Genomic DNA, 25,898 nt, shown 5'->3' with positions numbered 1-25,898 from the left:
GCGCCGCGATCGGCGTCAGCGATTCGTCACCCCCATGGCCACGTGCCCGGCGGGCACGTGCGGGACGGCGTTCTGGACGTGGCCGTGCTGGTCGTCGAAGAAGAAGTCGGGCTCGAACTCCCGGAGGAATTCGCCCTTGGGCAGGCCGCCGAGGAACATGGCCTCGTCGACCTCGACGTCCCAGTCCATCAGCGTGCGGATGGCGCGCTCGTGGGCGGGCGCGCTGCGGGCGGTGACCAGGGCGGTGCGCAGGCGCATCGGCACGGCGGGCGCGGCCTGCAGACGCTGGAGCTCATGCAGCACCTGCTTGAACGGACCGGCGGGGAGCGGGGTCAGCTTGCGGGCGATCTCGTGTTCCTGGAAGGCGTCGAGTCCGTCGCGCTGGTAGATCTGTTCGGCCTCGTCGGAGAAGAGCACGGCGTCGCCGTCGAAGGCGATGCGCAGCTCATCGGGATAGGCGGCGGAGGCGCGCGCCGACTGCGGGAAAACACGGGCCGCGGCAACGCCCGCGATGAGCGCTGATCGCACATCGTCCTCGTTGGCGGAGAGGAAGAGCTGCGCCTTGAGCGGCTTCAGATAGCGCCACGGACTGTGGCCGCGGGTGAAGACGCCGCGTTCGATGTTCAGTCCGTAATGCTGCGCGGAGCGGAACACGCGCATGCCGGAGATCGGGTCGTTGCGCGACAGCACGACGACCTCGACCCGGGGCGTCTCGCCGGCCACGTTGAAGGCGAGCAGCTTGCGCACGAGGGAGAACGCGGTGCCGGGTTTTGCCGGCTCATCCAGGCGCTGCTGCTGCAGGCGCATGTAGGCGCGGTCGTCGCTGTCCTCGAAGAGCTGGTTCTCCTCTTCGAAGTCGAACAGCGCGCGGGAGGAAAGGGCCACCACCAGGCGGCCGTCGAGAGAGGCGGGCATGGGCGGGATGATAGGCCGCCGCCCGACCCCGAGGCATCGGCGCGTGTGCGCCAATGGAAAGCCTTACTGCGCCGCCAGCTTGTTCATGTCGATGATCGGCAGCAGCACCGACAGCACGATCAGCATCACCACGCCGCCCATCGCGACGATCAGCAGCGGCTCCAGCAGCGTGGCCAGCGTCATCGCGCGGCGCTTCACTTCATTGCCGAGCTGCTTCGCCGCGCGCTGCAGCATGTCGGGCAGTTGACCCGTCTGCTCGCCCAGTCGCGCAAACATCGAGAGCAGGCCCGGGAAGCGCTTCTTCCCCGCCAACGCCGCGCCCAGCGGCGCGCCTTCGCGGACCTGCGCCAGCGCATCCATCGCGTCCGCGCGCATCGCCTGGTTGGACAGCGTCTCCGCCGCGGCCTGCAGCGCCTTCAGGATTGGCACGCCCGCGCCCGCCAGCATCGCCAGCGTGCCCGAGAAACGCGCCGCGTTGTAGCCGCGTGCAAGCCGACCCAGCAGCGGCAGGTTCAGGAACGCCGCGTCGAAGCGCTGACGCGGCCCTTCGCGCTTGAGGATCTGTCGCATGCCGATGACGCCGCCGACGACGACGATCACGATCAGCAGCCCCCAGTTCCGGAGCACGTCGGAGATGCCCATCATGATCCGCGTCAGCAGCGGCAGCGTCTGGCGCGTCTGCGTGAACACCGCCGCCACCTGCGGCACCACGTAGGTCAGCAGGAAGCTCACCGCCAGCACCGCGATGATGCAGACGATCACCGGATACGCCAGCGCCCCGAAGAGCTCCGAGCGCAGCCGCTGCTGTTCCTCGAGGTCGTCCGCCAGGCTCTCCAGCACGGGGCCGAGCGCTCCGCTCTGCTCGCCCGCGGCGACCACCGCGCGGTAGACGTCGTCGAACTCGCGCGGCGCGGTGGCCAGCGCCCGTGCGAAGGACGAGCCCGCATTGACCTCCGCCTTCAGCTGCGACATCAGCTCGCGCTGGCGCGGATCCTCGGCTTCATCGGCCAGCGCCGCCATCGAGCGTTCCAGCGGCAGACCCGCCGACACCAGTCCCGCCAGCTGTCGCGTCCACACCGCCAGCCCTGCCGCCTTGAACGCGCGCCGCGCGAAGCGCGACTGCTTGCCCGGCTGCGCCGCCACCGCCTTCACCTCCATCGGCACCAGCCCCTGCGCCCGCAACTGCGAGCGCGCGGCTTTCAGGGTGTCGGCCTCCAGCAGGCCCTGGCGGGCTTTGCCGGACGCGTCCAGGGCGTCGTACTTGAAGGCGGGCATCGCTCGGAACCTCGTGTCTCTACTGCTCGTGCGTCCGTGTCATCGCCGCGATCACTCGCGCGTGACCCGCAGCACTTCCTCTTCGGACGTGATGCCCGTGGCCACCAGCCGGTCGCCGTCCTCGCGCATCGAGCGCAGGCCGTTGGCGCGCGCCGCGGCCAGCAACTCGGACTCCGCCGCCTGGTTGTGGATCAGGCTGCGGATCGCGTCGTCGCACACCATCAATTCGTACACGCCGGTGCGGCCCTTGTAGCCGCTGCTCGAGCAGGCCGGGCAGCCCACCGGGTGGTAACGCACGCCGCCGCCGGGCAGCGACTCCGACGACTTGCACACCGGGCACAGCTTGCGCACCAGCCGCTGCGCCAGCACGCCCAGCAGCGAGGAGCTCAGCAGGAAGGGCTCCACGCCCATGTCGGTCAGACGCGTCACCGCGCTCACCGCGTCGTTCGTGTGCAGCGTCGCGAGCACCAGGTGACCCGTCAGCGAGGCCTGGATCGCGATCTGCGCGGTCTCGTAGTCGCGGATTTCGCCGATCATGATCACGTCCGGATCCTGGCGCAGGATCGCGCGCAGCGCCTTCGCGAAGGTCAGGTCGATCCGCGAGTTCACCTGCGTCTGCCCGATGCCGGGCAGCTCGTATTCGATCGGGTCCTCGACGGTCAGCACGTTCGTCGTCGACGTGTCCACCGTCTGCAGCGCCGCGTACAGCGTCGTCGTCTTGCCCGAGCCCGTCGGACCCGTCACCAGCACGATGCCGTGCGGCTGCTGCACGACGCGCTGGAAACGCTCCAGCCGCTCGCCGTCCATGCCCAGCGCCGACAGCGTGAAGCGTGATTCCGACTTGTCCAGCAGACGCAGCACCGCGCGTTCGCCGTGCGCCGACGGCAGCGTGCTCACGCGCACGTCGATCGCGCGGCCGCCGATGCGCAGCGAGATCCGGCCGTCCTGCGGCAGACGCTTCTCGGCGATGTCGAGCTCCGCCATGATCTTCAGGCGCGAGATCAGCGCCGCGTGCAACGCGCGGTTCGGCCGCACGACCTCGCGCAGCGTGCCGTCGACGCGGAAGCGCACCGAGCTCTCGCGCTCGTAGGGTTCGATGTGGATGTCGCTCGCGCCGTTGTTCGCGGCCTGCGTCAGCAGCGCGTTGAGCATCCGGATGATCGGTGCGTCGTCGGCGGCTTCCAGCAGGTCCTCGACCGCCGGCAGGTCCTGCATCAGGCGCGACAGGTCGACGGCGTTCTCGACCTCGCCGATCACCAGCGCCGCGTTGTCCTCGCCGCCCGCGTAGGCGGCCTGGATGCGCGTCGAGAGTTCGGCGACGCTCAGGCATTCGATGCGCGACGGCGCGTAGACGCGCTGCAGCTCGGACAGCACCGGCAGCGTCAGCGCCGGCGAGGCCCACAGCGTGCGCTGCTGGCCGTCGTCCTCGATCAGCAGGTGCTGCGCCTTGGCGACGGCGTAGGGAAGGGGATGGCGGCTGGCCATGATCGCTCCGGGCTCAGCGGCCTTGCGGGTTGCTCGGCGGGGTGTTGCTCGGCGTGGCTGGTCCCGGCACCGGCGACGACGCCGGGTACACCGGCAGCGGCAACTGCTGGGGCAGCGTGCCGCCCGGCGTCGAGGCCGGCTTCTCCGGCAGCAGCGGGGCGCCGGTCTCGGGCAGCACCAGCGTGCTCTTCGGCTGCGATTCCTGCTGGTAGGCGCGGATCGCGTCGTAACGGTCCATCGTCAGCGCCGCGGCGCTTTCCGGCGTGCGCAGCACCACCGGACGCAGGAAGATCATCAGGTTGGACTTGACCCGCTTGCGGCTCTGGTTCTTGAACAGGTTGCCCAGGATGGGGATGTCGCCCAGGCCGGGAACCTTGTCCTCGCCGTCGGTGTATTCGTCCTTGAGCATGCCGCCGAGCACCAGCACCTGGCCGTCCTCCAGCGTCACCGAGGTCTCCACCGCGCTCTTGTCGAAGGTCGGACCCTGCGTGGCCGAGTTGACCGAGGCCACCACGCTGGAGTTCTCCTGATACGCCTTCATGCGCACCGTGCCGTTCTCGCCGACGGTGGCGCGCACCTTCAGCCGCAGGCCGACGTCGCGACGCTCGAAGGTCTGGAACGGGCTGGTGGTCGTGCCCGACGTCGTGGTCGAGTTGCCGGTCAGCACCGGCACGTTGCTGCCGATCAGCAGGTCGGCTTCCTCGTTGTCCTGCACGATCAGCGACGGCGTGGACAGCACGTTGGTGCCGGACACCGAGCCGAGCACGTTGGCGATGGCGCCCAGCGTGTAGAGGCTGCCGACCTTCTTGATGATGCCGACGTTCAGGCCGGTCGGGATCGTCCCGCTCGAGATCGCGCTGCTGACGCCCGTGGTGCCGCCGGCCGTGGCGGCCGTCAGGTTCAGGATGTTCGAGAAGCCGGTGCCGAAGTTGGTGCCGATGGCGCCTTCGCCGAAGAGCTGCTGGAACTGCACGCCGAACTGGCCGGCCTTGCTGGCATCGACCTTCACGATCAGCGCCTCGACGTAGACCTGCGCGCGGCGCGTGTCGAGCTGCTCGACGACCGCGCGGATCTGGCGGTACATCGGCTCGGGCGCCGTGATGATCAGCGAGTTGGTCGCGGGGTCGGCCTGGACGAAGCCGCCCGTGCTGACCTGCGCGGTCTGGCTGACCTGGGTGGAGGTGCCGCCGCTGCCGCCCGACCCGCTCGTGCCCGAACTCGACGAACTGCCGCCGAACGACGAGCTGTTGCCCGCGAAGCCGCCGGACTGTCCCGCGCTGCCGGTCTGCGCGCCGGCGAAGCTGCCGGTGCCGCCCTGGCCGCTGCTGGAGCCGCCCGCGCCCGGGCCCGCGTTGTTCGTGTAGGCCGCGCGCAGCACCGTGGCCAGACGCACCGCGTCCGCGTTCTTCAGGTAGATCACGCGGATGCTGCCGCCGGTGTCGCTGCTGGGCTGGTCCAGCTTGGCGATCATCGCGCGCAGCTGCATCAGCTTGGCCGGATTGGCCGCGCGCACGATCAGCGCGTTGCTGCGCGGATCGGCCATCACGCTGCCGCTGCCGCCGCCGGCGCCCCCCTGCACCTGGACGCCCTGCGTGCCGCCGCCGCCGTCCGACAGCCGCTGCACCAGCTGCACGATGTCCGAGGCCACCGCGTTGCGCAGCGGGATCACCTCGATGTCGGTGTTGGACGGCTGGTCCAGCGCCGCGACGATGCGGCTGATCCGCTGCAGGTTGTCGGCGTAGTCGGTGATGACCAGGCTGTTGTTGCCCGGGTTCGCGTTGATCGTGTTGTTCGGGGTGATCAGCGGACGCAGCACCGCGACCAGGTTGTTCGCGTTCTCATGGCTGAGCTTGAAGATCTGCGTCACGACCTGGTCGCCGCGCGTGCGCGACTCGCCGGCGATCGTCACCGCGCCGGTCTGCAGCTTGGCTTCGGCTTCGGGCACGAGCTTCAGCAGTCCGCCCGTCTCGACCATCGCGAAGCCCATGCCGCGCAGCGAGGCGAGGTAGCTCAGGTAGGCCTCCTGCACCGGCACCGGCTGCTCGGCCGTCAGCGTCATCGTGCCCTTGACCCGCGGATCGACCAGGATCGGCTTGCCCAGCGCGGCGGACATCGCGCGCGACACCGCCTCGATGTCGGTGTTGACGAAGTTCAGCGTGACCGGCGTGCTCGCGCGCACGGCCGGCTGTCGGCGGTTCTGCTGCTGATTCGACTGTGCGCCGGCCTGCATCGGCAGGCTGCCCGCGATCAGGGTGATCGCGACGCCCAGCGCCGTCGGTCGCATCATGTGCTTGTTCATGCTCATCCCACCGAGATGATCGAGCGCGCACCGTTGCGGCGCCCGATGATGTTCAACAAATTGGCCAATGCGGCTTCGCTGCCCGGCGCGGCTGTCGCCTCGCCCCGGAATTGCGTCCGCGTCGCGCCCAGGCTCCCCTGGCCGCTCAGTTGCAGCGGGCCCTGGATCGTGGTCAGGATCAGTTGAGGCGCCTCGCTGCCGCCCACGAGCCCCATCCGGTAGCTGCCCAGCGGCGTCACCTGCGCCAGGCGCGAGGAGAAGTCGCGCAGCTCGACCTGGGCCATGCCGTTCACCTTGACCGTCTTGCCCCGGCCCTCGAACACGAAGCCCTGCGAGCTGACGGCGATGACGCCGTCCGGTGCCAGCGTGTTCCACGGCGTGCCGAGCCCGGCGAGCCAGGCGGCCGGCCAGCGGATCCACGGCTGCTCGGGCGTGGCGTCGGGCAGGCGCACGGTGACCCGGTCCATGCCGAAGCTCGCCGTCAACGGGACGCCGGGCTTGATGCAGCAGGACTGGTCCAGCGTCAGCCGCATGGCCAGTCCGCCGTCGATCCACGCCGGGCGCAGCGACCAGCCCAGCCGTTGCGGCAGTTCGCTCGCATCGCGGCTGCCTTCGCCCGGGCTCAGGATCACGCGCGCGCTGCCGTTCCAGAGGCTGCCGCGCGCGTCGGCGAGCAGCAGCCGTTCATTCGTGGCCGAGGCCACCGCCTTCGCCAGCCAGGCCGCCGGGGCCCAGACCACGACCGCGGTCAGCAGGCCCAGCACCGCGCCGGCCAACGCCCAGCGCATGGCGCCGCGATCGGTGCGGACCAGCGCCACGGCCTTGCCCGGAGCGGCCAGGAGCATGAAGGCCGACTGCATGAAAGCCGACTCCATGAAGCGTTGTTGTCGCGACATGGCTCAGTTCCCCGCCGCTGCGGGCAGCAGCACCGTCAGGCGACCGCTGAAACCCTGCGGACCGTTCTGCAGCTCGGCTTCCTGCGGCCGGGCGCGCGCGCCCTGGCGCGCCTCGCCGAGCCACATCGCCAGCGCGCCCCCGGGCACGCCGCGCAGCCGCAACTGCGCCTGCGTGCCGTTGATCGTCAGTTCGGCGGCCGGGCCGAGGCGGGCCGTCGCGGCCCGCAGCGCGGTCATCGACTGCTCGGCCGAGACCGGCACGGCCTGCTTCAAGGCCTGCGTCTGCTGAGCCATTGCCCGCATCTGCTGAAGCTCGCGATCAAGCCGGTCGAGCTCGCCCGGCGCCTTGCGCAACGTGGCCCAGGCCGGCGCCAGCGCGATCAGCCAGAGCACCAGCAGGCCGACGATCACGGCGGTCGCCCGCGCGATCAGACGTTCGCGCGGCGTGGCGGCCTGCCAGCGGGCCCGGAGGTCCCGTTGCATGGTCGTGAGGGCGTTCATCGGTTGTCGGGTCGCAGGCTGAGTTGGAGCGTGTCGCCGTCCTCGGCGACCCGCAGTGCGGGGTCCTGGCCCAGCCGCTCGCGCAGTTGCGCGCGTTGCGGGGGCGAGAGTCCGGCGAGTTGCAGCCGGCCCTGTTCGAAACGGACGTTGGGCAGCGGCGGCTCGCCTTGCGGCCACACGCGCGCCACGGCGCCGAGCAGGTCCTCGAGGTCGCCGGGGCCGACCTGGCCGGCGCTGCCGCGCAGGGCCTCGGTCTCGCGGACCATCTGTGCGCGGGCGTCGCGAACCACGCGGACCTGCGGGAAGGCTTGTCGCAGCAGCGCTTCCTGCTCGGCCTTGCGCGCATCGATGGCGCGGCCTTGTTGCCACGCCATCGCGTTCAAGCCGATGACCTGCACGGCGATCAGGCCGATGACGCCCCAGCGGAACGGCCGCCAGGCCGGCGTCTGCAGCGTCTGCCACGCCTGGTGGACGCGCTGCCAGCCGCGCCGGCGCGGGGTCAGGTCGAACTGCAGCAGGTTGATCGGTGCCTCGCGGGCCGCCCAGGCGCGCTCGGTGTCGTTGAGGACGCCCACCGGGCGACCCAGCCACTGCTCGGCCACCGCCGAGGCGGCGGGGCTCGCGGTCACGGGCGCGTTCGTCCACCAGTCCTCGCCGAGCCAACCGCGCAGCCCGCCGCTGTCCAGCGGGAAGGTGGCCACGCCGTCGACGCGCGAGACGCGCAGCCGGGCGCGGTCATCGGAGCCGGCGTGGATGTGCCCGCCCTCCGTGCCGCCGGCGGTCTGCGGCCACGACAGCGGCAGCAGCGACTCCACCAGCAGACCGGCGGCTTCCATCGCCTGCAGATGCGCGCGCAGCGGTTCGCGCGCGGTCACGGCGATCCAATGCGACTGGCCCTCGGTGCCGGAACTTTCCATCAGCGCGAGGTGCAGCCGATCGGGGTCCTCGAGCAGGTGATCCTCCATCACGCCGACGACGGCGCTGCGCAACTTTGCGCCCTTGATCTTGGGCAATTGCGCGGGGAGCCAACTGACCTGGTCGTCGCCGAGCAGCAGCATCACGCGGTCGGCGGGCGGCATCGCGGCCAGCGCGGCGCGCTGGCCGTGCCCGCGTGCGTGGGCCGGCGCCTGCGCGTCGTGGCTGAACCAGAATTCGTAGTCGTGCGGGGCGGCACCGTTCTGAGGCGGGCTGGCCGGCAGGAGGATGAGCAGGGTACTCATAGGATCGCGGATTCTAGGAGGGCTTGCGTGACGGAACGGCGCCGCGCGCCCCCGAGCAAGCCCGTAGTCGCGCCTTTACAAGTGCATGCATCCCGTCCCTCTTCTTTCCAATCGTTTCAAGAGCGCGTGGGCGGCGCGCGACGCCGCCTCCGGCGTTCAAGGTGTGGCCCCGTAGCCGTTGGTGGTTCCCGCCAGCGTCGACTGGCGTTGCAGGCGCTGCCGATCGATGACGCGAACGTTAGTGCCGTCCCGGAACACTAGTGAGCGCTGAGCGAGGATCCGATCATCCATGCGCAACTGGCCTTCGACGAAGAAGTAGTTCGAGGTGAAGGCGGCCATCTGCTGGCGCGTGTCGGTGGCGGGGATCCCCGCCACCAGCGAGGTCAGCCGGTCGTCCCAGGCGGTGAAGGCCTTGCTCTGGCGGGCCCGCACGATGCTGTCGGCGACGCCGAGGTCGACGCCCAGGACGTCCGCGATGACTTCCCGGGGCGCGGTGTTCAGGTTCAGCGTCGTCTGCGCCTTGGGCAGCAGCACGGCGAGCGTGCTCAGGCGGGCGATCTGTTCATCGTTGAGGCCGAACCAGCGCAACTGCTCGATCCGGGCCGGCCTCAGCGGCACCTCGCCCTGCTGGTCCGTGCCCTTGCTGCCGGCGGAGGCGATGAGATTCTTCTGGACCTGTTCGGCGATCGAGGCGCTCATGCCCGCGCGCTGGAAGATCCTGCGCGCCGCGTTCAGGTTGTCGAGGGCCTTCTGGACGGCCTGGGGATCGGGCGCCTGTCCGGGCTGGGTCTGCGCCGGCTGCGTCTCCAGGTTGCGCAGGTTGAACAGCCCCTGCGCGTCCTCGATGTGGCCGGAGAGGAACGCGTCGGGCCCCGAGTCCTCCGACTTGTTCTCGTCCTGCGACAGGAAGCTCGACAGCCGCGCCTCGGCCAGCGGCACCGCCCACACTTCACCGAGGTCGTCGCTCTTCGCGGTGTTGTTGCGCGCGGACCGGACATCCTCGCTCAGGATGAGCCGTGCCCAGTCCAGCGCGCCCTGCAACACCCAGTCCGCCTGCGCGCGACCGCGGTCGGCGGCCTCGATCTGGATCGAGCGCGACTGCCGCCACAACATCGCGGCGGACAAGGTCGTCACCAGCACCACGATCAGCAACGCGGTGAGCAGGGCCGCACCCCGGCGCGATCGCGTCGACCGCGGGGCGCGGGCGGGAGCGTGAACGGCGCGCATCAGCTGCCCCCCTCCACCGCGACCTCGCGGACCAGCTCGCCGCGGTAGCCGCTGTCCTCGCCGAACTGCAGCCGCATGCGGACGCCGTCAGGCACCGCGTTGGTCGCGGCTGCGTTCTTGTTCGCCGGGTCGCTGTTCGCCGGATCCTTGTCGAGCGTGGACTGCGCGTTGGCCCACGCACCTTGCTGGAAGAAGTACATCTGCCAGCCGACGACACGATCGAGCCCCGGCAGCTCGCGCATTTCCTTGGCGTTGAGCTGCTGGCTGCGGAACCACGCGTCCCGCAACGCATCGGCGTTGTTCAGCGTCTGCGACTCCCAGCGCGCCAGCCGGCCTTCCTTCAACTGCCAGGCGACGAGCTGCAGGCCCGTCTCGCGCCGACGTGTGATGCGCAGCGTCGCGCCGTCGAAGGTCAACGCGTCGAACACGTCGCTCTTCTGCACCTCGCGCAGATCCAGCTCCCATTGGCGGATCAAGGTCTGCAGCGTCTCGGCGCGATCCATCGCGACCTCGTTGCGCTCGCGGCTGGTCGTCAACGCCGACACCGCGCGCCAGGCCATGACCGACATCACCGCCATCACGACGAGCGCGACGACGACCTCGATCAGCGTGAACCCGCGCGCCGCGCGCCGGGAGGAGCCTGTGGCGCGGCGCATCAGGAGTTGCGTCCCACGATGGTGGTGATGGTCAGCAGCGGCCGGTCCTTGTCGTCGAAGACCTGTGCCTCGACGCGGCGGAAGTTCGGATTCGGCGTGCCGCGCACGATCATCTTGACGCTGAAGTCGCGGCCGAGCTGCGAGCAACTGACGCTGTTGTCGCCGATGCCCGGGAAGGCCTTGGTCAGTCGCATCTCGGTGAGCTCGTTCTCGGCGCACCACTGCGCCAGCGAGTTGATCGCCAGCCGGTCGGAGTTCGAGGTCATCGCGCCCGCCGCGCGCAGCCCGGCGGCCAGGCACAGCGCGACGATCGTCAGTGCCACCAGCACCTCGACGAGCGTGAAGCCGCGGTCGCGCGGCGCAGGCCTGGCGACGGGCGTGGTTCTCATGTGCCGCCCTTCGCGATCGCGAACGGCCGCAGCCCATCCGTGGCCAGCGTGATGCGGTGATCGCCGCGGATCAGTGTCAGGCGTTGCGCGCCGATCAGCGGTTCAGGCCCCAGACGGATCGAGCGCCCATTGGCGCTGGCGCCCTCGATCTCGACGATCGGCGGGTCGCCCAGCCAGGGCCGCTCCAACTCCAGGCGCTTGATCAGCGCGACCGGCAGGCCGGTGACGCGGTAGCGGCTGGCGTCGTTGTTCGAGTCGGGGACCCAGCGCACGTCGAGCGACGCCGCGCGGGCCTCGGAGCGCGCGGTCTCGAGCACGGACGCCAGATGCAGCGCCTCGCGTTCCAGCTGCACGTCGGCGCGGTCGCGCATGGCCACCGCGACGGTGGCGCTGGCGATCGCCACGATCGTGATCGCGACGATCAGCTCGATCAGCGTGAAGCCGCGTTGGAGCAGTCGGCCGGACGGACGCGCGCGCACGGCTCTGGGCAGTCGGTGGGGGAGGGGACGAAGCGCACGGCGGGCCGCGCGCTTATTCCCAGGAGCCGATGTCGGCGTCGGAGCCCTCGCCGCCGGGCTTGCCGTCCGCGCCCAGGCTGTAGACGTCGATCTCGCCCTTCAGGCCCGGGTTGTCGTACTGGTACGGGTTGCCCCAGGGATCCTTGGGCAGCTTCTCGATGTAGACCTTCCAGTTCGGCGCCGCCGGGCCGTTGGTGGGCTTGGCCACGAGCGCGCCCAGGCCCTGCTCGCCGCTCGGATAGCGGCCGTTGTCCATCTTGTAAAGCTTGAGCGATTGCATCAGCGTGTTGACGTCGGAGCGCGCCGCGGTGCGACGGGCTTCGGACACGTGGTTCATCACCGCCGGCACGACCACCGCGCCCATGACGGCGACGATGGTGATGGCGACGATCAGTTCGATCAGCGTGAAGCCGCGGGCACGGCGCGGAGAGAACTTGGAGAAGGGTCGACGCATGGTGTTGCAATCCTCGTGGAGCCACCCTTGGTGGCCCATCGCGCTGCATCATAATCGTCGGATGCATGCACGATGGTTAAGCTTCGTAGTCTGGGCGGCGCTGGCGGCGAGCCTTGCGTATTGGGCGTTGACGCTGATGGTGAAGGGGCCGCAGGCGCCCGCCATGACGCGTTCCGCGACCGGTGAAAGCGCGCCCGCAGACTGGACTCGACTGTTCGCTGCCGCGAAGGTGGCGGAGACGCCGGTCGAATCCACCTCGTCGCGTTTCCAGCTGCTGGGTGTCGTGGCTCCGACCGCCGGCGGGCGCTATCCCGGGGAAGGCGTCGCCTTGATCGCGATCGCCGGCGCGCCGCCGAAGCCCGTGCGCATGGGCGCTTCCGTCGATGGCGACCTGAAATTGATCGAGATCAATCGTCGTGACGTGGGCCTGGGCACCGGCAACGCGGTGACCGTCCGGCTGAGTCTCGCGCCGGGCGCGCCGGATGTGGTGCTCGCTCCGCCGCCGCAGTTCGCGCCGGGTGGCGGCATGGCCCCGCCGCCGAATTTCAACGTTCCGCAGATGCAGCCTCATGCTGGCGCGCCGGGACCCGACGGCATCGTGCCGCCCACCGCCGTCACCGGTTCCTTGCCGCAGATGCCCCCCGGCGACGGCAGCGCCAACCCCATCAAGTAGTTCCAAAGAGGTAGCGCGTGAGGCGTTGAGCACGCCTGGCGCGTCATCAGGCGCGTCGGCGCGCGCGCAGGGTCAGTACTTGCTGCCCAGCGTGGACCGGCCCGGACCTGTGTGCAGCGCGCCCGCGTTGCTCGATCCCGTGTCGCGCAGGTCGGACGGACGACTGTGGATGGCCCCGTCGGGCAGGTCCTGCACTTCCGTCAGCAGCGCCGCCGCGCAACGGACCAGCGGCCACGCCAAGGTCGCGCCGGTGCCATCCCCGCATTCCATGCCGAGTTCCAGCAGCGCCGCCGCGTGGAACAGCTGAAGCGCCTCGTCCAGTCCGCGATGGGTGGTGCTGCGGCAGAACACCGCGTAATCAGTGACCGGGGGCGCGATCATGGACGCCACCTTCAACGCCGCGCACGCGGCGATGCCGTCCACCAGAATCAGCTGCCGCTTCGACGCCGCGACCAGCATCGCGCCGACCATCACCGCCAGTTCGAATCCGCCGAAGGCCGCGAGCACCGCCATCGGTTCGCGCACCTCGCGGTGCCGCTGCTGAGCGCCTTGCAGCACCAGCATCAGATGCGACAGGTCGTCGTGCGGCATGTCGGGGCCGGAGATGATGAAGTCCTGCACCGGCATGTCCATCAACCGGGACAGCACCAGCGCAGAAGCCTCCAGCGAGCCTTGGCCCAGCCCCGCGCAGGCGATCACGTTGCCCGCCAGGTTGTCGGAGATTTCCATGCCGACGCGCACGCCGGCATGCGCCTGTTCCACCGTCATCGCCGCGCCAGCCCGCGAGTTGCGCGTCCCGTGCGCGATCTTGCGCGCGAGCAGACGCTGCTGCGGGCTGAGTGGCTCGGCGATGCCGCAGTCGACCACCGTCACATGCATGCCCTGGTTGCGCGCGAACACGGTCGAGGGCAGGCGGTGTTGCAGGGCGAGCAGGGCCTGCTCACGCGTGCTGCGACCGTTGGGCAATGCGATGCCGTCCACCGCCAGGCCGTGGTCGGCCGCGAACAGCACCAGCGTGGGGTCGCGGAACTTCGGTGTCTGCGTCGCCTGGATCAGGCCCAGTCGCACCGCGAGCGGTTCCAGTTCACCCAGTCGGCCGGCCAGCGTGCAGCGGCGTTCCAGGCGCTGGCGCAAGGCGCGTTCCAGCTCCGGATTGGCGGTCGGCGAGATGAGGGACTGATGAATGGACATGGGGACCGCCATTCTCGGCCCGCGCCGCGGGCAGGCCATCGGCAATTGCCCCCGCCGTCTCGCCTCTGCCCCTTGTCCCGGGGGCAGCTGTTGGTGTCAAGCCGTAACCGCCTGGCCGTCCGGGCGCCGGTGCGCCCGCGCGGTCACGGCCCCTTGACGCGGTTCAACGCAGGAAGAGCCGGTACACCGGGTTATCGGTCTCTTCGGTACAGGGGTAGTTCAACTGGTCGAGGAAGGTCTTGAACGCCTTGCCGTCGCCCTTCGGAACCTGCAGACCGACGAGGATGCGGCCATAGTCCGCGCCCTGGTTGCGGTAGTGGAACAGGCTGATGTTCCAGTCCGGGCTCATGCTGGACAGGAAGCGCATCAGCGCGCCCGGCCGCTCCGGGAAGATGAAGCGGAAGAGGCGCTCGTTCTCCGCAAGTTCGGTCCGACCGCCGACCATGTGGCGGACGTGCTGCTTGGCCAGTTCGTCGTCGGTGAGGTCGACGGTGGCGAAACGATGGCGCTCGAAGCTGCGGACCAGCTTGTCGGCTTCCTCGCGCTTGGTGATGGAGACGCCGACGAAGACGTGCGCCACCTGGCGGTCGGAGATGCGGTAGTTGAATTCTGTGACGCTGCGGCCCTGGACCAGTTCACAGAAGCGCCGGAAGCTGCCGCGTTCCTCCGGGATGGTGACGGCGAACAGCGCCTCGCGCTCCTCGCCGACCTCCGCGCGCTCGGCCACGAAGCGCAGCCGGTCGAAGTTCATGTTCGCGCCGCAGGTGATGGCGATGTAGGTCTCGCCCCGGGTCCCGTGCTGCGCCGCATACTGCTTGATGGCTGCGACACCCAGTCCGCCGGCCGGCTCCAGGATGCTGCGCGTGTCGACGAAGACATCCTTGATCGCGGCACAGACGGCGTCGGTGTCGACCAGGATGTAGTCGTCGACCAGCTCGCGGCAGATGCGGAAGGTTTCCTCGCCGACCAGCTTGACCGCAGTGCCGTCCGAGAAGAGCCCCACGTCGGTCAGCGTGACCCGCTTGCCGGCGCGCACGGAGCGCACCATGGCGTCCGAGTCCTTGGTCTGGACGCCGATGATCTTGATCTCCGGCCGCACGGCCTTGATGTAGGCCGCGACCCCCGAGATCAAACCGCCCCCGCCGATCGCGACGAAGATCGCGTCGATCGGCCCCGGGTGCTGGCGCAGCAACTCCATCGCGATCGTGCCCTGGCCGGCGATGACGTCGGGATCGTCGAACGGGTGGACGAAGCTCAGTCCGTGCTGCTGCTCAAGCTCCAGCGCGTGCCCGTACGCGTCCGTGAAGGACTCCCCGGCCAGCACCACCTCGCCGCCCAGCGCCTGCACGGCGTCGATCTTGACCTTGGGCGTCGTCACCGGCATCACGATGACCGCGCGGCAGCCGAGTTTCTTTGCCGACAGCGCCACGCCCTGGGCATGATTCCCCGCCGATGCGCAAATCACCCCGCGCGCCAATTGCTCGGGCGCGAGATTTGCCATCTTGTTATAGGCACCCCGCAATTTGAAGCTGAATACCGGCTGCTGATCTTCGCGTTTCAGCCAGACTTTGTTGCCGATGCGCTTGGAGAGATTGCGGGCGGCATCGAGGGAGGTTTCCTGCGCGACCTCATACACCTTGGCGTTAAGAATCCGTTGGAGATAACTCTGGTCGGCCGGGAGTAACGCGGGGTGTTGCGCCGATGGGCGCGTCGAGGTGTTCTTGCGCGATGCGCGGCGGGTGCCGGCCATGGAAATCCCTCCAGTTCCCCGTCCCGCGCGGACGCGGCGGGAGTCGGGCGGACGATGATAGCGAGGGTCTGCCCGGGGCGCGGGGACGCCTGAGCGGCGGCGGCTCATGCGCTTTCGCCATTGGAGGAGCGAGCCTTGCGCTGCGGAGCGTGCGCGGACGGACGAAAAAAAGCCCGAGGCTTGTGGCCTCGGGCTGAATCCACCATGGAGGCGGTGGAGGAGACAATCGGTGCGGGGCTGACCCTACAGAGTGGGGTAGCGCTGTCGCATGCCTAGAATTCTAGGGGGATGCATGTTGCGCTGCAATATTTTTCGGGGGGTCCAGCCCTGGAGTCGGGCCTCTAAATGCGCAAAATCACCGCCAGAGTGGGTGACCGTGATGGGCGGTCCCGCAAGAAGTGGGGTCAGATCACCGCCCCGCATGGCTCGAACGGCCCATGGAACGAAGGAACGACGAATGGAATGCACGATCAACTGGATGGGCGCCGACGGCATGAGCTTCATCGCCGAGACCGGCAGCGGCCACATGATCAACATGGACGGCGCGCCGGATGGGGGTGGTCGCAACCTGGCGCCGCGACCGATGGAAACCGTGCTGGCCGGGACTGGCGGTTGCACCGCCTATGACGTGGTGTTGATCCTGAAGCGCGGCCGCCACGATGTGCGCGGTTGCCAGGTCAAGCTGAGTGCCGATCGCGCCGAGGCCGATCCGAAGGTCTTCACCAGGATCCACATGCACTTCGTCGTGACGGGCAAGGGCCTGCCGCAGGCGAGCGTGGAGCGCGCGGTGCAGCTCTCCCACGAGAAGTACTGTTCGGCCAGCATCATGCTGGCGAAGACGGCGGAGATCACCACGTCGGTGGAGATCGTCGAGGTCTGATTCCCGCCCGCCCGCCCGGCGGGCGAGGGCGCACGCTAGAGATGGTGCGCCGTGCGCGTCATGACCTTGGCGGCTAGGCGCATCAAACCCCGTACCGGCGCAGGCAGGTCGACGCCGCCGAGCCCGCGCGCCTCTTCGGCGTGACGGGCCTCCTCTTCCTTCATCTGCGCGACGATCGCTCGCGAACTGTGGTCGCCCGCGGGCAGCCGCTTCAGGTGGCCAGCGAGGTGCGCCTCGACCTGACGCTCGGTCTCGATGACGAAGCCCAGGCTGACCTTGTCCCCGATCAGCCCGGCGACGGAACCGATCGCGAAGGCGCCGCCGTACCAGAGGGGATTGAGCAAGCTCGGGCGGTCGTTCAGCGCACGGAGTCGCCCGGCGCACCAGGCGAGATGGTCGATCTCCTCCTGCGCGGCGTGCTCCAGGTGTTGACGCAGGGCCGCGTCCCTCGTGGTCAGGGCCTGGGCGCGGTAGAGCGCCTGCGCGCAGACCTCGCCGACATGATTGACCCGCATCAGCGACGCGGCGAGCTTGCGCTGCGGCTCATCCAGCGGCTCGTCGGCGGATGCCGCTTCGGGCGCCGGTCTCGCCATCGGCGCGACACCCGCCAGCGTCTTCAGGCTGTGATCCAGCGTGGATATCCACGCGTCCGCTCGAGAAAGTATGCGCGCCGGGCGCTGAGGCTGGGATTCCATCTTGAATGCTCGCGGTGGGCGTGACGCCGCAGTTTAGGAGCGGGGCGTCAAGTGGTTCGGTGGTGCCGGGTGATCCTTTGTGCGAATGCGTGATGACACAATTTTTTAATCCCATACGCGTTGCTTCGATCCAACGAAATCAGGACTTTTACGGGGTGGCTGCTGGTCAGGCGTGATCGGACCTGTTGCAATACACCACAGCTTCATTGCAGGAGCTTGGTTTGCGGGCGATCTACCAACCGCAACCTCATTGAAGATCTAGGAGTCTCTAATGAAGAAATCTCTCGTCGCGCTGGCTGTGCTGGCTGGTTTCGCTGGTGCCGCTGCCGCTCAATCGTCCGTCACGCTGTTTGGCGTGATCGACGTGGCCGCCCGTTACACGAAGGCCAATGGCCAGGACACGAAGCAACTGACGAACGACGGCAGCTCCTCCAGCCGCATCGGCGTCCGTGGCGTCGAAGACCTGGGTGGCGGCCTGAAGGCTGGCTTCTGGCTGGAAGGCGCCCTGGCTGCCGACACCGGCACCGCTGACGCCACCCGCTTCTGGGGCCGTCGCGCTTCCGTGAGCCTGATGGGCGACTTCGGTGAAGTCCGTCTGGGCCGTGGCAAGACCTCGACCCGCCTGGTCGTCGATGATTTCGACGTCTACAGCACCACCGGTCTGGGTGACGTGACCCGCACGTACAGCCTGCTGGGCTCGAACATCGACACGATCAACCGTGCCGACAACCTGGTTCAGTACTTCCTGCCGGCCGACCTGGGCGGCGTGTACGGCTCGTTCGACGTGGCTGCTGGTGAAGGCACCGACGGCAAGAAGTCCTTCGGTGGCCGTCTGGGCTACAAGATCGCCGACTTCAACGTGGCCGGCGGCTACCAGTCGACCGACTCGCTGGGCTCGAAGTTCAAGCAACTGTCGCTGGGCGCCAGCTACGACTTCAAGGTCGTGAAGGTGCAAGGCCTGTTCAGCCAGCTGAAGTTCGGTTCGCGCAAGCAGAACCTGTTCACGGTCGGCGCCGTGGTGCCGGTGACGGCTGCCGGTTCGGTGACCGCTCAGTACACCAAGGCTGAGACCAACGGTGCTGCTGACGCAGTGGTGGCGGCACGCGGCGACGCTCAAGCCTTCACCATCGGCTACCAGCACAACCTGTCCAAGCGCACCGCGCTGTACACGACCGCGTCGATCATCGACAACGACAACTCGAACTTCCGCGTTCAGAACAACGCTGTTGCCGCTGCTCGCGGTGGCAAGTCGGGTGGCCTGGACGTCGGTATCAAGCACAGCTTCTGATCTCCGGATCAGCGCGCTGCGCTACGAAAGCCGCCCCTCGGGGCGGCTTTTTTCGTCTCAACGTTAGCCCGTAGGGAGCCTGTCGCGCAGGTGCCAGGTCTTGCGCCAGTCGATCAAGCACTGTCGTCGCAACGCACTGTTGTAGATTTTGTAGACAGTCTTCGCGGGTTTTCCCTCTGGGAGGGCGTCACAAACTTGACAGGGTTTGCTCGCGTGGGCGATGTGCAACACAAAGCGTCTCCGTCTGGGGGCTTCGCTGAGAATCGATCTCGGCGACCACACCAAACATACAGGAGACATCACATGAAGAAAGCCGCCTTGGCGTTGAGCATCCTCGCAGCGAGCACCAGCGCCGCCTGGGCACAGTCGACCGTGCAGCTCTACGGCATCGTTGACGTAGGTCTGCGCTGGACCAGCAATGCGAACGCCGGAAGCTCCGAGAAGCAGGTGATCCCCGGTGGCATGTCCCAGAGCCGTCTCGGGGTGAACGTGACCGAGGACATGGGCGGCGGGCTGAAGGCCATCGCCAACCTCGAGCACCGTCTGAACTCCGACACCGGCACCGTGGCCGCCGCCGATTTCTGGCGTCAGTCCTGGGTCGGCATCCAGTCGGCCGACTTCGGCCGCCTCACGCTGGGTCGCCAGTACAACATCCTGTTCGACATCTACACGTCGACCTACGCGTCCTTCAAGTACTCGCCCTACATCGAGGCCTACAAGCCCGAGATCGGCCTGTCGATGGGCGCGCGCCAGGACAACATGGTCAAGTACCTGTTCGAGAAGGGCCCCATCCGCGGCGAGGTCCAGGTGTCGGCGGGTGAAGGCAATTCACAGAACAAGTCGTTCGGCGGCCTGCTGCGCTACAACCAGGGCCCCATCGCCTTCGGCGGCGCCTTCCTGCAGGTCGAGGACACCCTGGGCAAGAAGGTCAAGGGCTACACCGCCGGCGGCGCGTACACGAGCGGCCCGTGGTACATCAACCTGTCCTGGGCGACCAACAAGTTCGACCGGGGCGGCTTGCTGGGCGCGGCCTACACGTCCGGCTTGCTGGGCACGGTGCTGAATGCGGCCGCGAATGATGTGAAGAAGCGGGACATGATCTCGGTGGGCGCCGCCTATCAGCTGACCCCGCAACTGAACTTGGGCGCTCACTATTGGTACGCCACGCAGACGCACTACAGCGCTGCTCTGGCCAACACCAAGAGCAAAGGGCACTACGTGGCCTTCGTCGCGGACTACGCTTTCTCCAAGCGCACCGACGCTTACTTCGAGCTGGACTACACCAAGCACGAGGGCGCGGTCCGCTTCGCCAACAACGCCGAGAAGCGTGGTGGTTCGATCGTCGGTATCCGTCACCGCTTCTGATCGTCCTTTGGGAGACGGCGGACCTGACCACCCCGCCGCCGCCTCGCAGCAAACCGCCTTCGGGCGGTTTTTTCGTTCTTGTGCAACGGTCGGGACGACGTCGCGTTCGCGCCGCGTCAAGGGCTAACCCACTTGCCGGTGGGCGTACGCTGCTTGATGATGGTTCCCTTCTGAAGCGCTCCGCCTCCGGGGTCAGGTCGTGCCAGGGCCGATCACAAGTCGCGTCGCCCGAGCCCATGCCGGAGGCCCTCGTCCATGCTGGTTTTCATTCTTCGCCGTCTGGCGCAGGCCGTCGTCGTCATGCTGACGGTGGCCTTCATCGCCTTCATGCTGTTCCAGTACGTCGGGGATCCGGTCAACAACCTGCTCGGCCAGGACGCCACGCCGGAGCAGCGCGAGCAGTTGCGCAAGGATCTGGGGCTCGATCAGAGCTTCATCGTGCAGTTCGCGCATTTCGCCGGCAATGCGGCGCAGGGCGAGTTCGGCGTCAGCCTGAAGCAGGGTCGCAAGGTCTCCGCGCTGATCGCGGAGCGCTTCCCGGCGACGCTCGAGCTGTCTGCGACGGCCGCGCTGATCGCACTGGTGTTCGGCATCCCACTGGGCGTCTACGCGGCGCTGCGGCGCGGGACCTTCGGCTCACAGCTGTTGATGACGCTGTCACTGCTGGGCGTGGCGCTGCCGACCTTCCTCATCGGGATCCTGCTGATCCTGATCTTCGCGGTGCAACTGGCCTGGCTGCCGAGCTATGGCCGGGGCGAAGTCGTGATGCTCGGTGCCTGGAGCACCGGGCTGCTGACCGGCGACGGGTTGCGTCACCTGCTGTTGCCGGGCGTCACGCTGGCGGTGTTCCAGCTGACCTTGATCATGCGCATCGTGCGCGCCGAGATGCTGGAAGTGCTGCGCGCCGACTACATCAAGTTCGCCCGCGCCCGCGGCCTCAGCGACCGGACGATCTACTTCGGGCATGCGTTGAAGAACACGCTGGTGCCGGTCATCACGATCACCGGCCTGCAGCTGGGATCGCTGATTGCCTTTGCGATCATCACCGAGACCGTGTTTCAATGGCCCGGCATGGGATTGCTGTTCATCCAGGCGGTGCAGTTCGCCGACATTCCCGTGATGGCGGCCTACCTCTGCCTGATCTCGCTGATCTTCGTCGTGATCAACCTGGTCGTCGATCTGCTGTACTTCGCTGTCGATCCGCGCTTGCGCGTGAGCGGCGGCGCGCATTGACATGAACGCTCCAGAGCACCTGACCGCCGCCGCGGCCGGCACCTACCAGCGACTCTTCGAGGCGCGCGGAGAGCTTGTTGCGCTGCGCCGCGAACTGCACACGATGCCGGAACTCGGCTTCGAGGAACACCGCACCGCCGCCCGGATCGTGCAGGCGCTGAAGGCCTGCGGCGTCGACGAGATCCACCAGGGCCTGGGCCGCACCGGCATCGTCGCGACCATCCATGGCCAGACGACGCCGGGCACGGCGCCCAGACTTTTCGGGCTGCGCGCCGACATGGATGCGCTGCCGCTGCGCGAGCAGAACGACTTCGCCTGGCGTTCGTCGACGCCCGGCCTGATGCATGCGTGCGGACACGACGGCCACTGCGCGATGCTGGTCGGGACGGCGCGCTACCTGGCGCAGACGCGGCGTTTTGCCGGTACGGCGGTGCTGGTGTTCCAGCCGGGCGAGGAGGGCTATGGCGGCGCGCGCGAGATGATCGCCGACGGCCTGTTCGAGCGTTTCCCGGTGGAATCCATCTACGCGATGCACAACTGGCCGCACCTGCCGCCCGGGAAGATCGGTCTGAACCGTGGCGCGATGATGGCAGCGGCGGACCGCGTGAACATCACGATCCAGGGGCGCGGCGGTCACGGCGCGCATCCGCACCTGAGCGTCGACCCGGTGCTGATCGCCGGCCATGTGATCACCGCGGTGCAAAGCCTGGTGTCGCGCAACATCGCGCCGATCGAGCAGGCGGTCGTCAGCCTCTGTTCGATGCATGCCGGCGAGCCGAGCGCCTTCAGCGTCATCCCCGAGGCCGCGCAGTTGACCGGCACGGTGCGCAGCTTCAAGCCCGAAGTGCAGCAACTGCTCGAGGAGCGGATGACGCGCCTGGTCGAATCGGTCGCCCTGGGTTTCGGGGCGAGCGCCAAGGTCGACTACCAGCGGCTCTATCCCGCGACCGTCAACAGTGCGCGCGAGGCCGACTTCGCGGTGCGCGTCGCGCAGTCGCTGGTCGGCCCGGAGAACGTTGACGACAAACTCGTGCCGAGCATGGGGTCCGAGGACTTTGCCTTCATGCTGCAGGCCCGACCCGGCGCCTATCTGCGGCTGGGACAAGGCGGCCCCTGCGGGCTGCATCAGCCGCGCTACGACTTCAACGACGAGATCCTGCCGCTCGGGTCCGCACTGTTCGCGGCCCTGGTCGAGCAGGGCCTGCCCCTCGCACCGCATTGAGCGGACCTCCGCGTCCCGCCGCCATCGTCCCGACAGCCCGCCCTCCTGATCTCCGAATGACCGCCTCCCTTCCTCCTCCGCCGGCCTCCGGTGCGCCGGCTCCGCGCCCGCCGACCGCGTTGAAGCGCTTCTTCGACGGCGACGTCTGGCACTCGTTCACCCGCTCGCCGTTCGCCATGGTCGCGGCCTTCGTCGCGCTGTGCTGTCTGATCTGCGCGCTGTTCGCGACCTGGATCGCGCCGCACGATCCGTTCGACCTGTCGGCGCTGGAGCTGATGGACTCGCGGCTGCCGCCGGCGTGGATCGAGGGCGGATCGACGAAGTACCTGCTAGGCACCGACGACCAGGGGCGAGATCTGCTGTCCGCGATCATGTACGGCGCGCGGATCTCGCTGCTGGTGGGCGTGGCCTCGGTGATCCTGTCGATGATCATCGGCGTCGGCCTGGGGCTGCTGTCCGGCTTCGTCGGCGGCAAGGTGGATGCGTTCATCATGCGCATCTGCGATGTGATGCTGTCCTTCCCGTCGATCCTGATCGCGCTGCTGATCGACGGCATCGGCCGTGTCGTGTTCAAGGATGCGCACGAGTCGCTGGCTTTCGCGGTGCTGATCCTCGCGATCTCGCTGACCGGGTGGGTGCAGTACGCGCGTACGGTGCGCGGCTCGACGATGGTCGAGCGCAACAAGGAATATGTGCAGGCCGCTCGCGTGATCGGCGTGCAGCCGATGGCCATCATGTGGCGACACGTGCTTCCCAACGTGACCGGTCCGGTGCTGGTGTTGGCGACGCTGCAGGTCGCGTCGGCGATCCTGACGGAGGCGACGCTGTCCTTCCTCGGCGTCGGCGTGCCGCCGACCAGCCCTTCGCTGGGGACGCTGATCCGCGTCGGCAACGACTTCCTGTTCTCCGGCGAATGGTGGATCACGATCTGGCCCAGCACGATGCTGGTGTTGATCACGGTGTCGGTGAACATGCTCGGCGATTGGTTGCGCGATGCGCTCAATCCCCGCCTGCGCTGATTGGATGACGGCCCCATGACCGCCTCTGCTCCCCTGCTGCAAGTCCGCCATCTGCGCGTGGAATTCCCGACCCGGCGTGGCACGCTGCTCGCGCTGGACGACGTGTCCTTCGACATCGCGCCCGGCGAGGTGCTCGGTGTCGTCGGCGAATCCGGCGCCGGCAAGTCGCTGACCGGCGCGGCGATCATTGGCCTGCTCGATCCACCAGGGCGCATCGCCGGTGGAGAGATCCTGCTCGACGGTCGTCGCATCGACAACCTGCCTGCGGACCAGATGCGCCGTGTTCGCGGTCGGCAGATTGGCGCGATCTTCCAGGATCCTCTGACGTCGCTCAATCCGCTGTATACGGTAGGCCGGCAACTGGTCGAGACGATCACGACCCACCTCGGGCTCAGTGCGAAGCAGGCCCGCGCCCGTGCGATCGAGCTGCTGGCGGCGACCGGCATCCCGGCACCCGAGGCCCGAGTGGACCAGTATCCGCACCAGTTCTCGGGTGGCATGCGGCAGCGCGTGGTGATCGCGCTCGCACTCGCGGCAGATCCGAAGCTGATCGTCGCCGACGAGCCGACAACGGCCCTCGACGTGTCGATCCAGGCGCAGATCATTGCCTTGCTCAAGCGTGTGTGCAGGGAGCAGGGCGCGGCGGTCATGCTGGTCACGCACGACATGGGCGTGATCGCCGAGACCTGCGACCGCGTGGCGGTGCTGTATGCCGGGCGCGTGGCCGAGATCGGGCCGGTGCAGGAGGTGATCCATCGCCCGGGCCATCCTTACACGTCGGGGCTGATGGGCTCCATCCCCGCGATGGACGAGGACCGCGAGCGGCTCGTGCAGATCGACGGGGCCATGCCGCGCCTCACGTCGATTCCGACCGGTTGTGCCTTCCATCCGCGCTGTCCGCGGGCCTTCGATCGCTGCCACGAGCAGCGCCCCGAGTTGATGAAGGCGCCTGCGACCCAAGCAGCGTGCTGGTTGCACGCCGCGGATGTCGCTGTCGTGCAGGGAGGCGTCGCATGACTGTGTTGAACGAGACGCCACGCGCGACGGACCCGACGAAATCGGGCGACGGCGAGCGAGCCACAGCCAGCCCCGGTGAGGTGCTGGTTGAGGTGCGTGATCTGGCCAAGACCTTCGACGTGTCGGCCCCGTGGCTGAATCGCGTGATCGAGCGCAAGCCACGGCAGTTCGTCCATGCAGTGGATGGCGTCAGCTTCTCGATCGAGAAGGGCCAGACGCTCGCGCTGGTCGGCGAGTCGGGCTGCGGCAAGAGTACCGTCGCACGCCTGCTCGTCGGGCTCTATGCACCGACGCGCGGCGAGGTGCGCTTTGATGATGCGGACATCGCCACCACGTTGAAGGGACCGGATGCACTGGCCTTGCGACGCCGGATGCAGATGATCTTCCAGGATCCCTATGCGAGTCTCAACCCGCGCTGGAAGGTCCAGGACATCGTCGCCGAACCGCTGCGCGAGCACGGCCTGGTGCGCGACGCGCAAGCACTGAAGCAACGCGTCGGCGAGCTGCTGCAGTCGGTGGGGCTGTCGCCGGTGGACGCGGAGAAGTTTCCGCACCAGTTCTCAGGCGGGCAGAGGCAGCGTATCTCCATCGCCCGCGCGCTGGCGACCGAGCCGGAGTTCCTCGTCTGCGACGAGCCGACGTCGGCGCTCGACGTCTCGGTGCAGGCGCAGGTCCTGAACATCATGAAGGACCTGCAGCGCAAGCAAGGCCTGACCTACCTGTTCATCTCGCACAACCTCGCGGTGGTGCGGCATGTGGCCGACCAGGTGGGCGTGATGTACCTCGGTCGGCTGGTGGAGCAGGCCGACAAGCGCGCGCTGTTCGCGACGCCGCGACATCCGTACACGCGGATGCTGCTCGACGCGATTCCCGACATCCACATGTCGGGTCGCTCTCGCACCCCCGTGCAGGGGGAAGTGCCCAATCCGCTGAATCCCCCGAGCGGGTGCAGCTTCCACCCCCGGTGCCCGCACGCGAACGCGCGTTGCAGCGCGGAGCGGCCACAGCTGCTCGAGTTCCAAGGGATCCGCGTGGCCTGCCACGCGGTGGAGGAAGGGCGGATCTGAGGTCCGCCTCGCGCGGACGCGGCGGCGTCAGTTCGCGGCGCTGGCGGCCGAGGCCGGCGAGGAGGCCGTCGACGCCGACGACGGCGTCGGATGCTTCGCCTGCGGCAACTGGAGCGGTCGCTTCTGGCCACAGGCGCTGACGGCGAGCGCAGCCGCGCACAACATCAGGGTTGTCATGGCCTTGGCGGCGCGGCGGCGGGTCGTCTTGGAGGCAGCGCCTACACTTCGCATCTTCACGTTCTTCATGGGCTCGCAGTCTAGTCTCTCGCGAGCCCGCTCCCGATTGCCCATGACGCCCACGCCACTGACCGATGCCGACTACGACGCCCGCACCGACGCCGTGCTGGCCAGCATCGAATCCGACATCGACACCTGGCTCGACGACGACGTGGTCGACATCGACCAGCATCGCACCGGCGGACTGCTGGAACTGGAGTTCCAGGACCGCAGCAAGATCGTCGTGAACACGCAGCCGCCGCTGCACGAGCTGTGGCTCGCCTCGCGGCGCGGTGGGTATCACTTCAAATTCGTCGACGGGCAATGGATCGACACCAAGGATGGCGTCGCCTTCTTCGCGCGCCTGTCCGAGGAGGCTTCGCATCACGCGGGCAGGCCGCTGGTCTTTTCCGGGAGCTGACTGAGCGAGTCCTGGGCGAGATCGTC

The 25,898-nt window shown here is 68.4% G+C and carries 26 protein-coding genes; 10 read left to right on the top strand and 16 right to left on the bottom strand.

What is annotated here, in order from left to right; all coding sequences use genetic code 11:
• Positions 1-15 precede the first annotated feature (15 nt).
• From AC1VNM_RS18565 to gspG, 12 genes are all read right to left on the bottom strand, one after another.
• Positions 16-915 (bottom strand): 5'-nucleotidase, encoded by a 900-nt coding sequence (locus AC1VNM_RS18565; protein ID WP_377160042.1) that lies wholly within the window; start codon positions 913-915, stop codon positions 16-18.
• 63 nt (positions 916-978) lie between these two features.
• Positions 979-2,190: a type II secretion system inner membrane protein GspF gene (gspF, locus tag AC1VNM_RS18560; protein WP_377160044.1), complete on the bottom strand. Its 1,212-nt coding sequence runs from the start codon at positions 2,188-2,190 to the stop codon at positions 979-981.
• Positions 2,191-2,241: 51 nt separating this feature from the next.
• Positions 2,242-3,675, bottom strand: coding sequence for a type II secretion system ATPase GspE (gspE, locus tag AC1VNM_RS18555; RefSeq protein ID WP_377160046.1), 1,434 nt, complete (start codon positions 3,673-3,675; stop codon positions 2,242-2,244).
• Positions 3,676-3,688: 13 nt separating this feature from the next.
• Positions 3,689-5,974, bottom strand: coding sequence for a type II secretion system secretin GspD (gspD, locus tag AC1VNM_RS18550; protein ID WP_377160048.1), 2,286 nt, complete (start codon positions 5,972-5,974; stop codon positions 3,689-3,691).
• A 2-nt stretch (positions 5,975-5,976) separates the two neighbouring features.
• Positions 5,977-6,834, bottom strand: a complete 858-nt coding sequence (gene gspN / locus AC1VNM_RS18545; RefSeq protein WP_377160050.1) for a type II secretion system protein N — start codon at positions 6,832-6,834, stop codon at positions 5,977-5,979.
• A gap of 39 nt (positions 6,835-6,873) precedes the next feature.
• Positions 6,874-7,371 (bottom strand): type II secretion system protein GspM, encoded by a 498-nt coding sequence (gene gspM, locus AC1VNM_RS18540; RefSeq protein WP_483107873.1) that lies wholly within the window; start codon positions 7,369-7,371, stop codon positions 6,874-6,876.
• Positions 7,368-8,591 (bottom strand): type II secretion system protein GspL, encoded by a 1,224-nt coding sequence (gene gspL, locus AC1VNM_RS18535; RefSeq protein ID WP_377160054.1) that lies wholly within the window; start codon positions 8,589-8,591, stop codon positions 7,368-7,370. Before gspL ends, gspM begins: the two co-directional genes overlap by 4 nt.
• Positions 8,592-8,747: 156 nt before the next feature.
• Positions 8,748-9,818 (bottom strand): type II secretion system minor pseudopilin GspK, encoded by a 1,071-nt coding sequence (gene gspK, locus AC1VNM_RS18530; protein ID WP_483107872.1) that lies wholly within the window; start codon positions 9,816-9,818, stop codon positions 8,748-8,750.
• The gene (locus AC1VNM_RS18525) at positions 9,818-10,474 is read right to left on the bottom strand and encodes a PulJ/GspJ family protein (RefSeq protein ID WP_377160060.1); all 657 of its coding nucleotides are present in this window, start codon (positions 10,472-10,474) and stop codon (positions 9,818-9,820) included. Before AC1VNM_RS18525 ends, gspK begins: the two co-directional genes overlap by 1 nt.
• Positions 10,474-10,863: a type II secretion system minor pseudopilin GspI gene (gene gspI, locus AC1VNM_RS18520; protein WP_377160062.1), complete on the bottom strand. Its 390-nt coding sequence runs from the start codon at positions 10,861-10,863 to the stop codon at positions 10,474-10,476. Before gspI ends, AC1VNM_RS18525 begins: the two co-directional genes overlap by 1 nt.
• A complete protein-coding gene (locus tag AC1VNM_RS18515; protein WP_377160064.1) occupies positions 10,860-11,342 on the bottom strand; it encodes a pilus assembly FimT family protein in 483 nt (160 codons plus the stop codon). The genes gspI and AC1VNM_RS18515 overlap by 4 nt, the downstream gene beginning before the upstream one ends.
• A 52-nt stretch (positions 11,343-11,394) precedes the next feature.
• On the bottom strand, positions 11,395-11,835 hold the full coding sequence (gene gspG / locus AC1VNM_RS18510) for a type II secretion system major pseudopilin GspG (RefSeq protein WP_377160066.1): 441 nt from the start codon (positions 11,833-11,835) through the stop codon (positions 11,395-11,397).
• Here gspG and AC1VNM_RS18505 point away from each other — a divergent pair.
• Positions 11,834-12,508: a hypothetical protein gene (locus AC1VNM_RS18505; RefSeq protein WP_377160068.1), complete on the top strand. Its 675-nt coding sequence runs from the start codon at positions 11,834-11,836 to the stop codon at positions 12,506-12,508. The two genes, gspG and AC1VNM_RS18505, sit on opposite strands and share 2 nt — an antisense overlap.
• A gap of 72 nt (positions 12,509-12,580) precedes the next feature.
• Here the strand turns inward: AC1VNM_RS18505 and AC1VNM_RS18500 are convergent, their stop codons facing one another.
• Positions 12,581-13,699 (bottom strand): nicotinate-nucleotide--dimethylbenzimidazole phosphoribosyltransferase, encoded by a 1,119-nt coding sequence (locus AC1VNM_RS18500; RefSeq protein WP_377160070.1) that lies wholly within the window; start codon positions 13,697-13,699, stop codon positions 12,581-12,583.
• Positions 13,700-13,862: 163 nt separating this feature from the next.
• Positions 13,863-15,557 carry a threonine ammonia-lyase, biosynthetic gene (gene ilvA / locus AC1VNM_RS18495; RefSeq protein ID WP_483107871.1) on the bottom strand — a complete coding sequence of 565 codons (1,695 nt, stop codon included), beginning with the start codon at positions 15,555-15,557 and terminating at the stop codon, positions 13,863-13,865.
• Positions 15,558-15,906: 349 nt separating this feature from the next.
• Here ilvA and AC1VNM_RS18490 point away from each other — a divergent pair, with 349 nt between their 5' ends.
• Complete coding sequence (locus AC1VNM_RS18490) at positions 15,907-16,329, top strand: OsmC family protein (protein WP_483107870.1); 423 nt, start codon at positions 15,907-15,909, stop codon at positions 16,327-16,329.
• A gap of 35 nt (positions 16,330-16,364) precedes the next feature.
• Here AC1VNM_RS18490 and coq7 read toward each other — a convergent pair whose 3' ends face one another.
• Positions 16,365-17,024 (bottom strand): 2-polyprenyl-3-methyl-6-methoxy-1,4-benzoquinone monooxygenase, encoded by a 660-nt coding sequence (coq7, locus tag AC1VNM_RS18485; protein ID WP_483107869.1) that lies wholly within the window; start codon positions 17,022-17,024, stop codon positions 16,365-16,367.
• Positions 17,025-17,295: 271 nt separating this feature from the next.
• Between coq7 and AC1VNM_RS18480 the strand changes: the two genes are divergently transcribed.
• The 7 genes from AC1VNM_RS18480 to AC1VNM_RS18450 all read left to right on the top strand — a co-directional run bounded on the left by AC1VNM_RS18480 (position 17,296) and on the right by AC1VNM_RS18450 (position 25,235).
• Positions 17,296-18,312 carry a porin gene (locus AC1VNM_RS18480; RefSeq protein WP_377160076.1) on the top strand — a complete coding sequence of 339 codons (1,017 nt, stop codon included), beginning with the start codon at positions 17,296-17,298 and terminating at the stop codon, positions 18,310-18,312.
• Between the two features lie 303 nt (positions 18,313-18,615).
• Entirely contained in the window at positions 18,616-19,677 is a 1,062-nt protein-coding gene (locus tag AC1VNM_RS18475; RefSeq protein ID WP_377160078.1) for a porin, read from the top strand.
• Between the two features lie 255 nt (positions 19,678-19,932).
• Entirely contained in the window at positions 19,933-20,910 is a 978-nt protein-coding gene (locus tag AC1VNM_RS18470) for an ABC transporter permease (RefSeq protein ID WP_483107868.1), read from the top strand.
• Between the two features lies 1 nt (position 20,911).
• Positions 20,912-22,132, top strand: coding sequence for a M20 aminoacylase family protein (locus AC1VNM_RS18465; RefSeq protein ID WP_377160082.1), 1,221 nt, complete (start codon positions 20,912-20,914; stop codon positions 22,130-22,132).
• A gap of 56 nt (positions 22,133-22,188) precedes the next feature.
• A complete protein-coding gene (locus tag AC1VNM_RS18460) occupies positions 22,189-23,151 on the top strand; it encodes an ABC transporter permease (protein WP_377160085.1) in 963 nt (320 codons plus the stop codon).
• 15 nt (positions 23,152-23,166) lie between these two features.
• Positions 23,167-24,168, top strand: coding sequence for an ABC transporter ATP-binding protein (locus tag AC1VNM_RS18455; RefSeq protein WP_483109306.1), 1,002 nt, complete (start codon positions 23,167-23,169; stop codon positions 24,166-24,168).
• Positions 24,165-25,235: an ABC transporter ATP-binding protein gene (locus AC1VNM_RS18450; RefSeq protein ID WP_377160089.1), complete on the top strand. Its 1,071-nt coding sequence runs from the start codon at positions 24,165-24,167 to the stop codon at positions 25,233-25,235. Before AC1VNM_RS18455 ends, AC1VNM_RS18450 begins: the two co-directional genes overlap by 4 nt.
• A 27-nt stretch (positions 25,236-25,262) precedes the next feature.
• Here AC1VNM_RS18450 and lptM read toward each other — a convergent pair whose 3' ends face one another.
• Positions 25,263-25,481 (bottom strand): LPS translocon maturation chaperone LptM, encoded by a 219-nt coding sequence (gene lptM, locus AC1VNM_RS18445; protein WP_377160091.1) that lies wholly within the window; start codon positions 25,479-25,481, stop codon positions 25,263-25,265.
• Positions 25,482-25,524: 43 nt separating this feature from the next.
• On the opposite strand from lptM, the gene cyaY reads away from it, so the two are divergent.
• Positions 25,525-25,872 (top strand): iron donor protein CyaY, encoded by a 348-nt coding sequence (gene cyaY, locus AC1VNM_RS18440; protein ID WP_377160093.1) that lies wholly within the window; start codon positions 25,525-25,527, stop codon positions 25,870-25,872.
• The last annotated feature ends 26 nt before the right edge of the window (positions 25,873-25,898 follow it).

This window comes from Mitsuaria sp. MSU3D (assembly GCF_056867975.1).
Note: the sequence above shows the minus strand (reverse complement) of the source record. Positions and strands in the feature narration are given on the sequence as shown.

Coding starts and splice junctions, on each gene's coding strand:
- AC1VNM_RS18505 (WP_377160068.1), top strand. CDS start 11,834: ATGGTGTTGCAATCCTCGTGGAGCCACCCTTGGTGGCCCATCGCGCTG.
- gspE (WP_377160046.1), bottom strand. CDS start 3,675: ATGGCCAGCCGCCATCCCCTTCCCTACGCCGTCGCCAAGGCGCAGCAC.
- AC1VNM_RS18450 (WP_377160089.1), top strand. CDS start 24,165: ATGACTGTGTTGAACGAGACGCCACGCGCGACGGACCCGACGAAATCG.
- AC1VNM_RS18460 (WP_377160085.1), top strand. CDS start 22,189: ATGACCGCCTCCCTTCCTCCTCCGCCGGCCTCCGGTGCGCCGGCTCCG.
- gspK (WP_483107872.1), bottom strand. CDS start 9,818: ATGCGCGCCGTTCACGCTCCCGCCCGCGCCCCGCGGTCGACGCGATCG.
- lptM (WP_377160091.1), bottom strand. CDS start 25,481: ATGAAGAACGTGAAGATGCGAAGTGTAGGCGCTGCCTCCAAGACGACC.
- AC1VNM_RS18475 (WP_377160078.1), top strand. CDS start 18,616: ATGAAGAAAGCCGCCTTGGCGTTGAGCATCCTCGCAGCGAGCACCAGC.
- AC1VNM_RS18565 (WP_377160042.1), bottom strand. CDS start 915: ATGCCCGCCTCTCTCGACGGCCGCCTGGTGGTGGCCCTTTCCTCCCGC.
- AC1VNM_RS18490 (WP_483107870.1), top strand. CDS start 15,907: ATGGAATGCACGATCAACTGGATGGGCGCCGACGGCATGAGCTTCATC.
- AC1VNM_RS18465 (WP_377160082.1), top strand. CDS start 20,912: ATGAACGCTCCAGAGCACCTGACCGCCGCCGCGGCCGGCACCTACCAG.
- gspN (WP_377160050.1), bottom strand. CDS start 6,834: ATGCAGTCGGCCTTCATGCTCCTGGCCGCTCCGGGCAAGGCCGTGGCG.
- AC1VNM_RS18480 (WP_377160076.1), top strand. CDS start 17,296: ATGAAGAAATCTCTCGTCGCGCTGGCTGTGCTGGCTGGTTTCGCTGGT.
- coq7 (WP_483107869.1), bottom strand. CDS start 17,024: ATGGAATCCCAGCCTCAGCGCCCGGCGCGCATACTTTCTCGAGCGGAC.
- gspI (WP_377160062.1), bottom strand. CDS start 10,863: ATGAGAACCACGCCCGTCGCCAGGCCTGCGCCGCGCGACCGCGGCTTC.
- AC1VNM_RS18470 (WP_483107868.1), top strand. CDS start 19,933: ATGCTGGTTTTCATTCTTCGCCGTCTGGCGCAGGCCGTCGTCGTCATG.
- gspL (WP_377160054.1), bottom strand. CDS start 8,591: ATGAGTACCCTGCTCATCCTCCTGCCGGCCAGCCCGCCTCAGAACGGT.
- gspM (WP_483107873.1), bottom strand. CDS start 7,371: ATGAACGCCCTCACGACCATGCAACGGGACCTCCGGGCCCGCTGGCAG.
- ilvA (WP_483107871.1), bottom strand. CDS start 15,557: ATGAGCCGCCGCCGCTCAGGCGTCCCCGCGCCCCGGGCAGACCCTCGC.
- AC1VNM_RS18455 (WP_483109306.1), top strand. CDS start 23,167: ATGACCGCCTCTGCTCCCCTGCTGCAAGTCCGCCATCTGCGCGTGGAA.
- AC1VNM_RS18500 (WP_377160070.1), bottom strand. CDS start 13,699: ATGTCCATTCATCAGTCCCTCATCTCGCCGACCGCCAATCCGGAGCTG.
- gspD (WP_377160048.1), bottom strand. CDS start 5,974: ATGAACAAGCACATGATGCGACCGACGGCGCTGGGCGTCGCGATCACC.
- AC1VNM_RS18525 (WP_377160060.1), bottom strand. CDS start 10,474: ATGCGCCGCGCCACAGGCTCCTCCCGGCGCGCGGCGCGCGGGTTCACG.
- gspG (WP_377160066.1), bottom strand. CDS start 11,835: ATGCGTCGACCCTTCTCCAAGTTCTCTCCGCGCCGTGCCCGCGGCTTC.
- cyaY (WP_377160093.1), top strand. CDS start 25,525: ATGACGCCCACGCCACTGACCGATGCCGACTACGACGCCCGCACCGAC.
- gspF (WP_377160044.1), bottom strand. CDS start 2,190: ATGCCCGCCTTCAAGTACGACGCCCTGGACGCGTCCGGCAAAGCCCGC.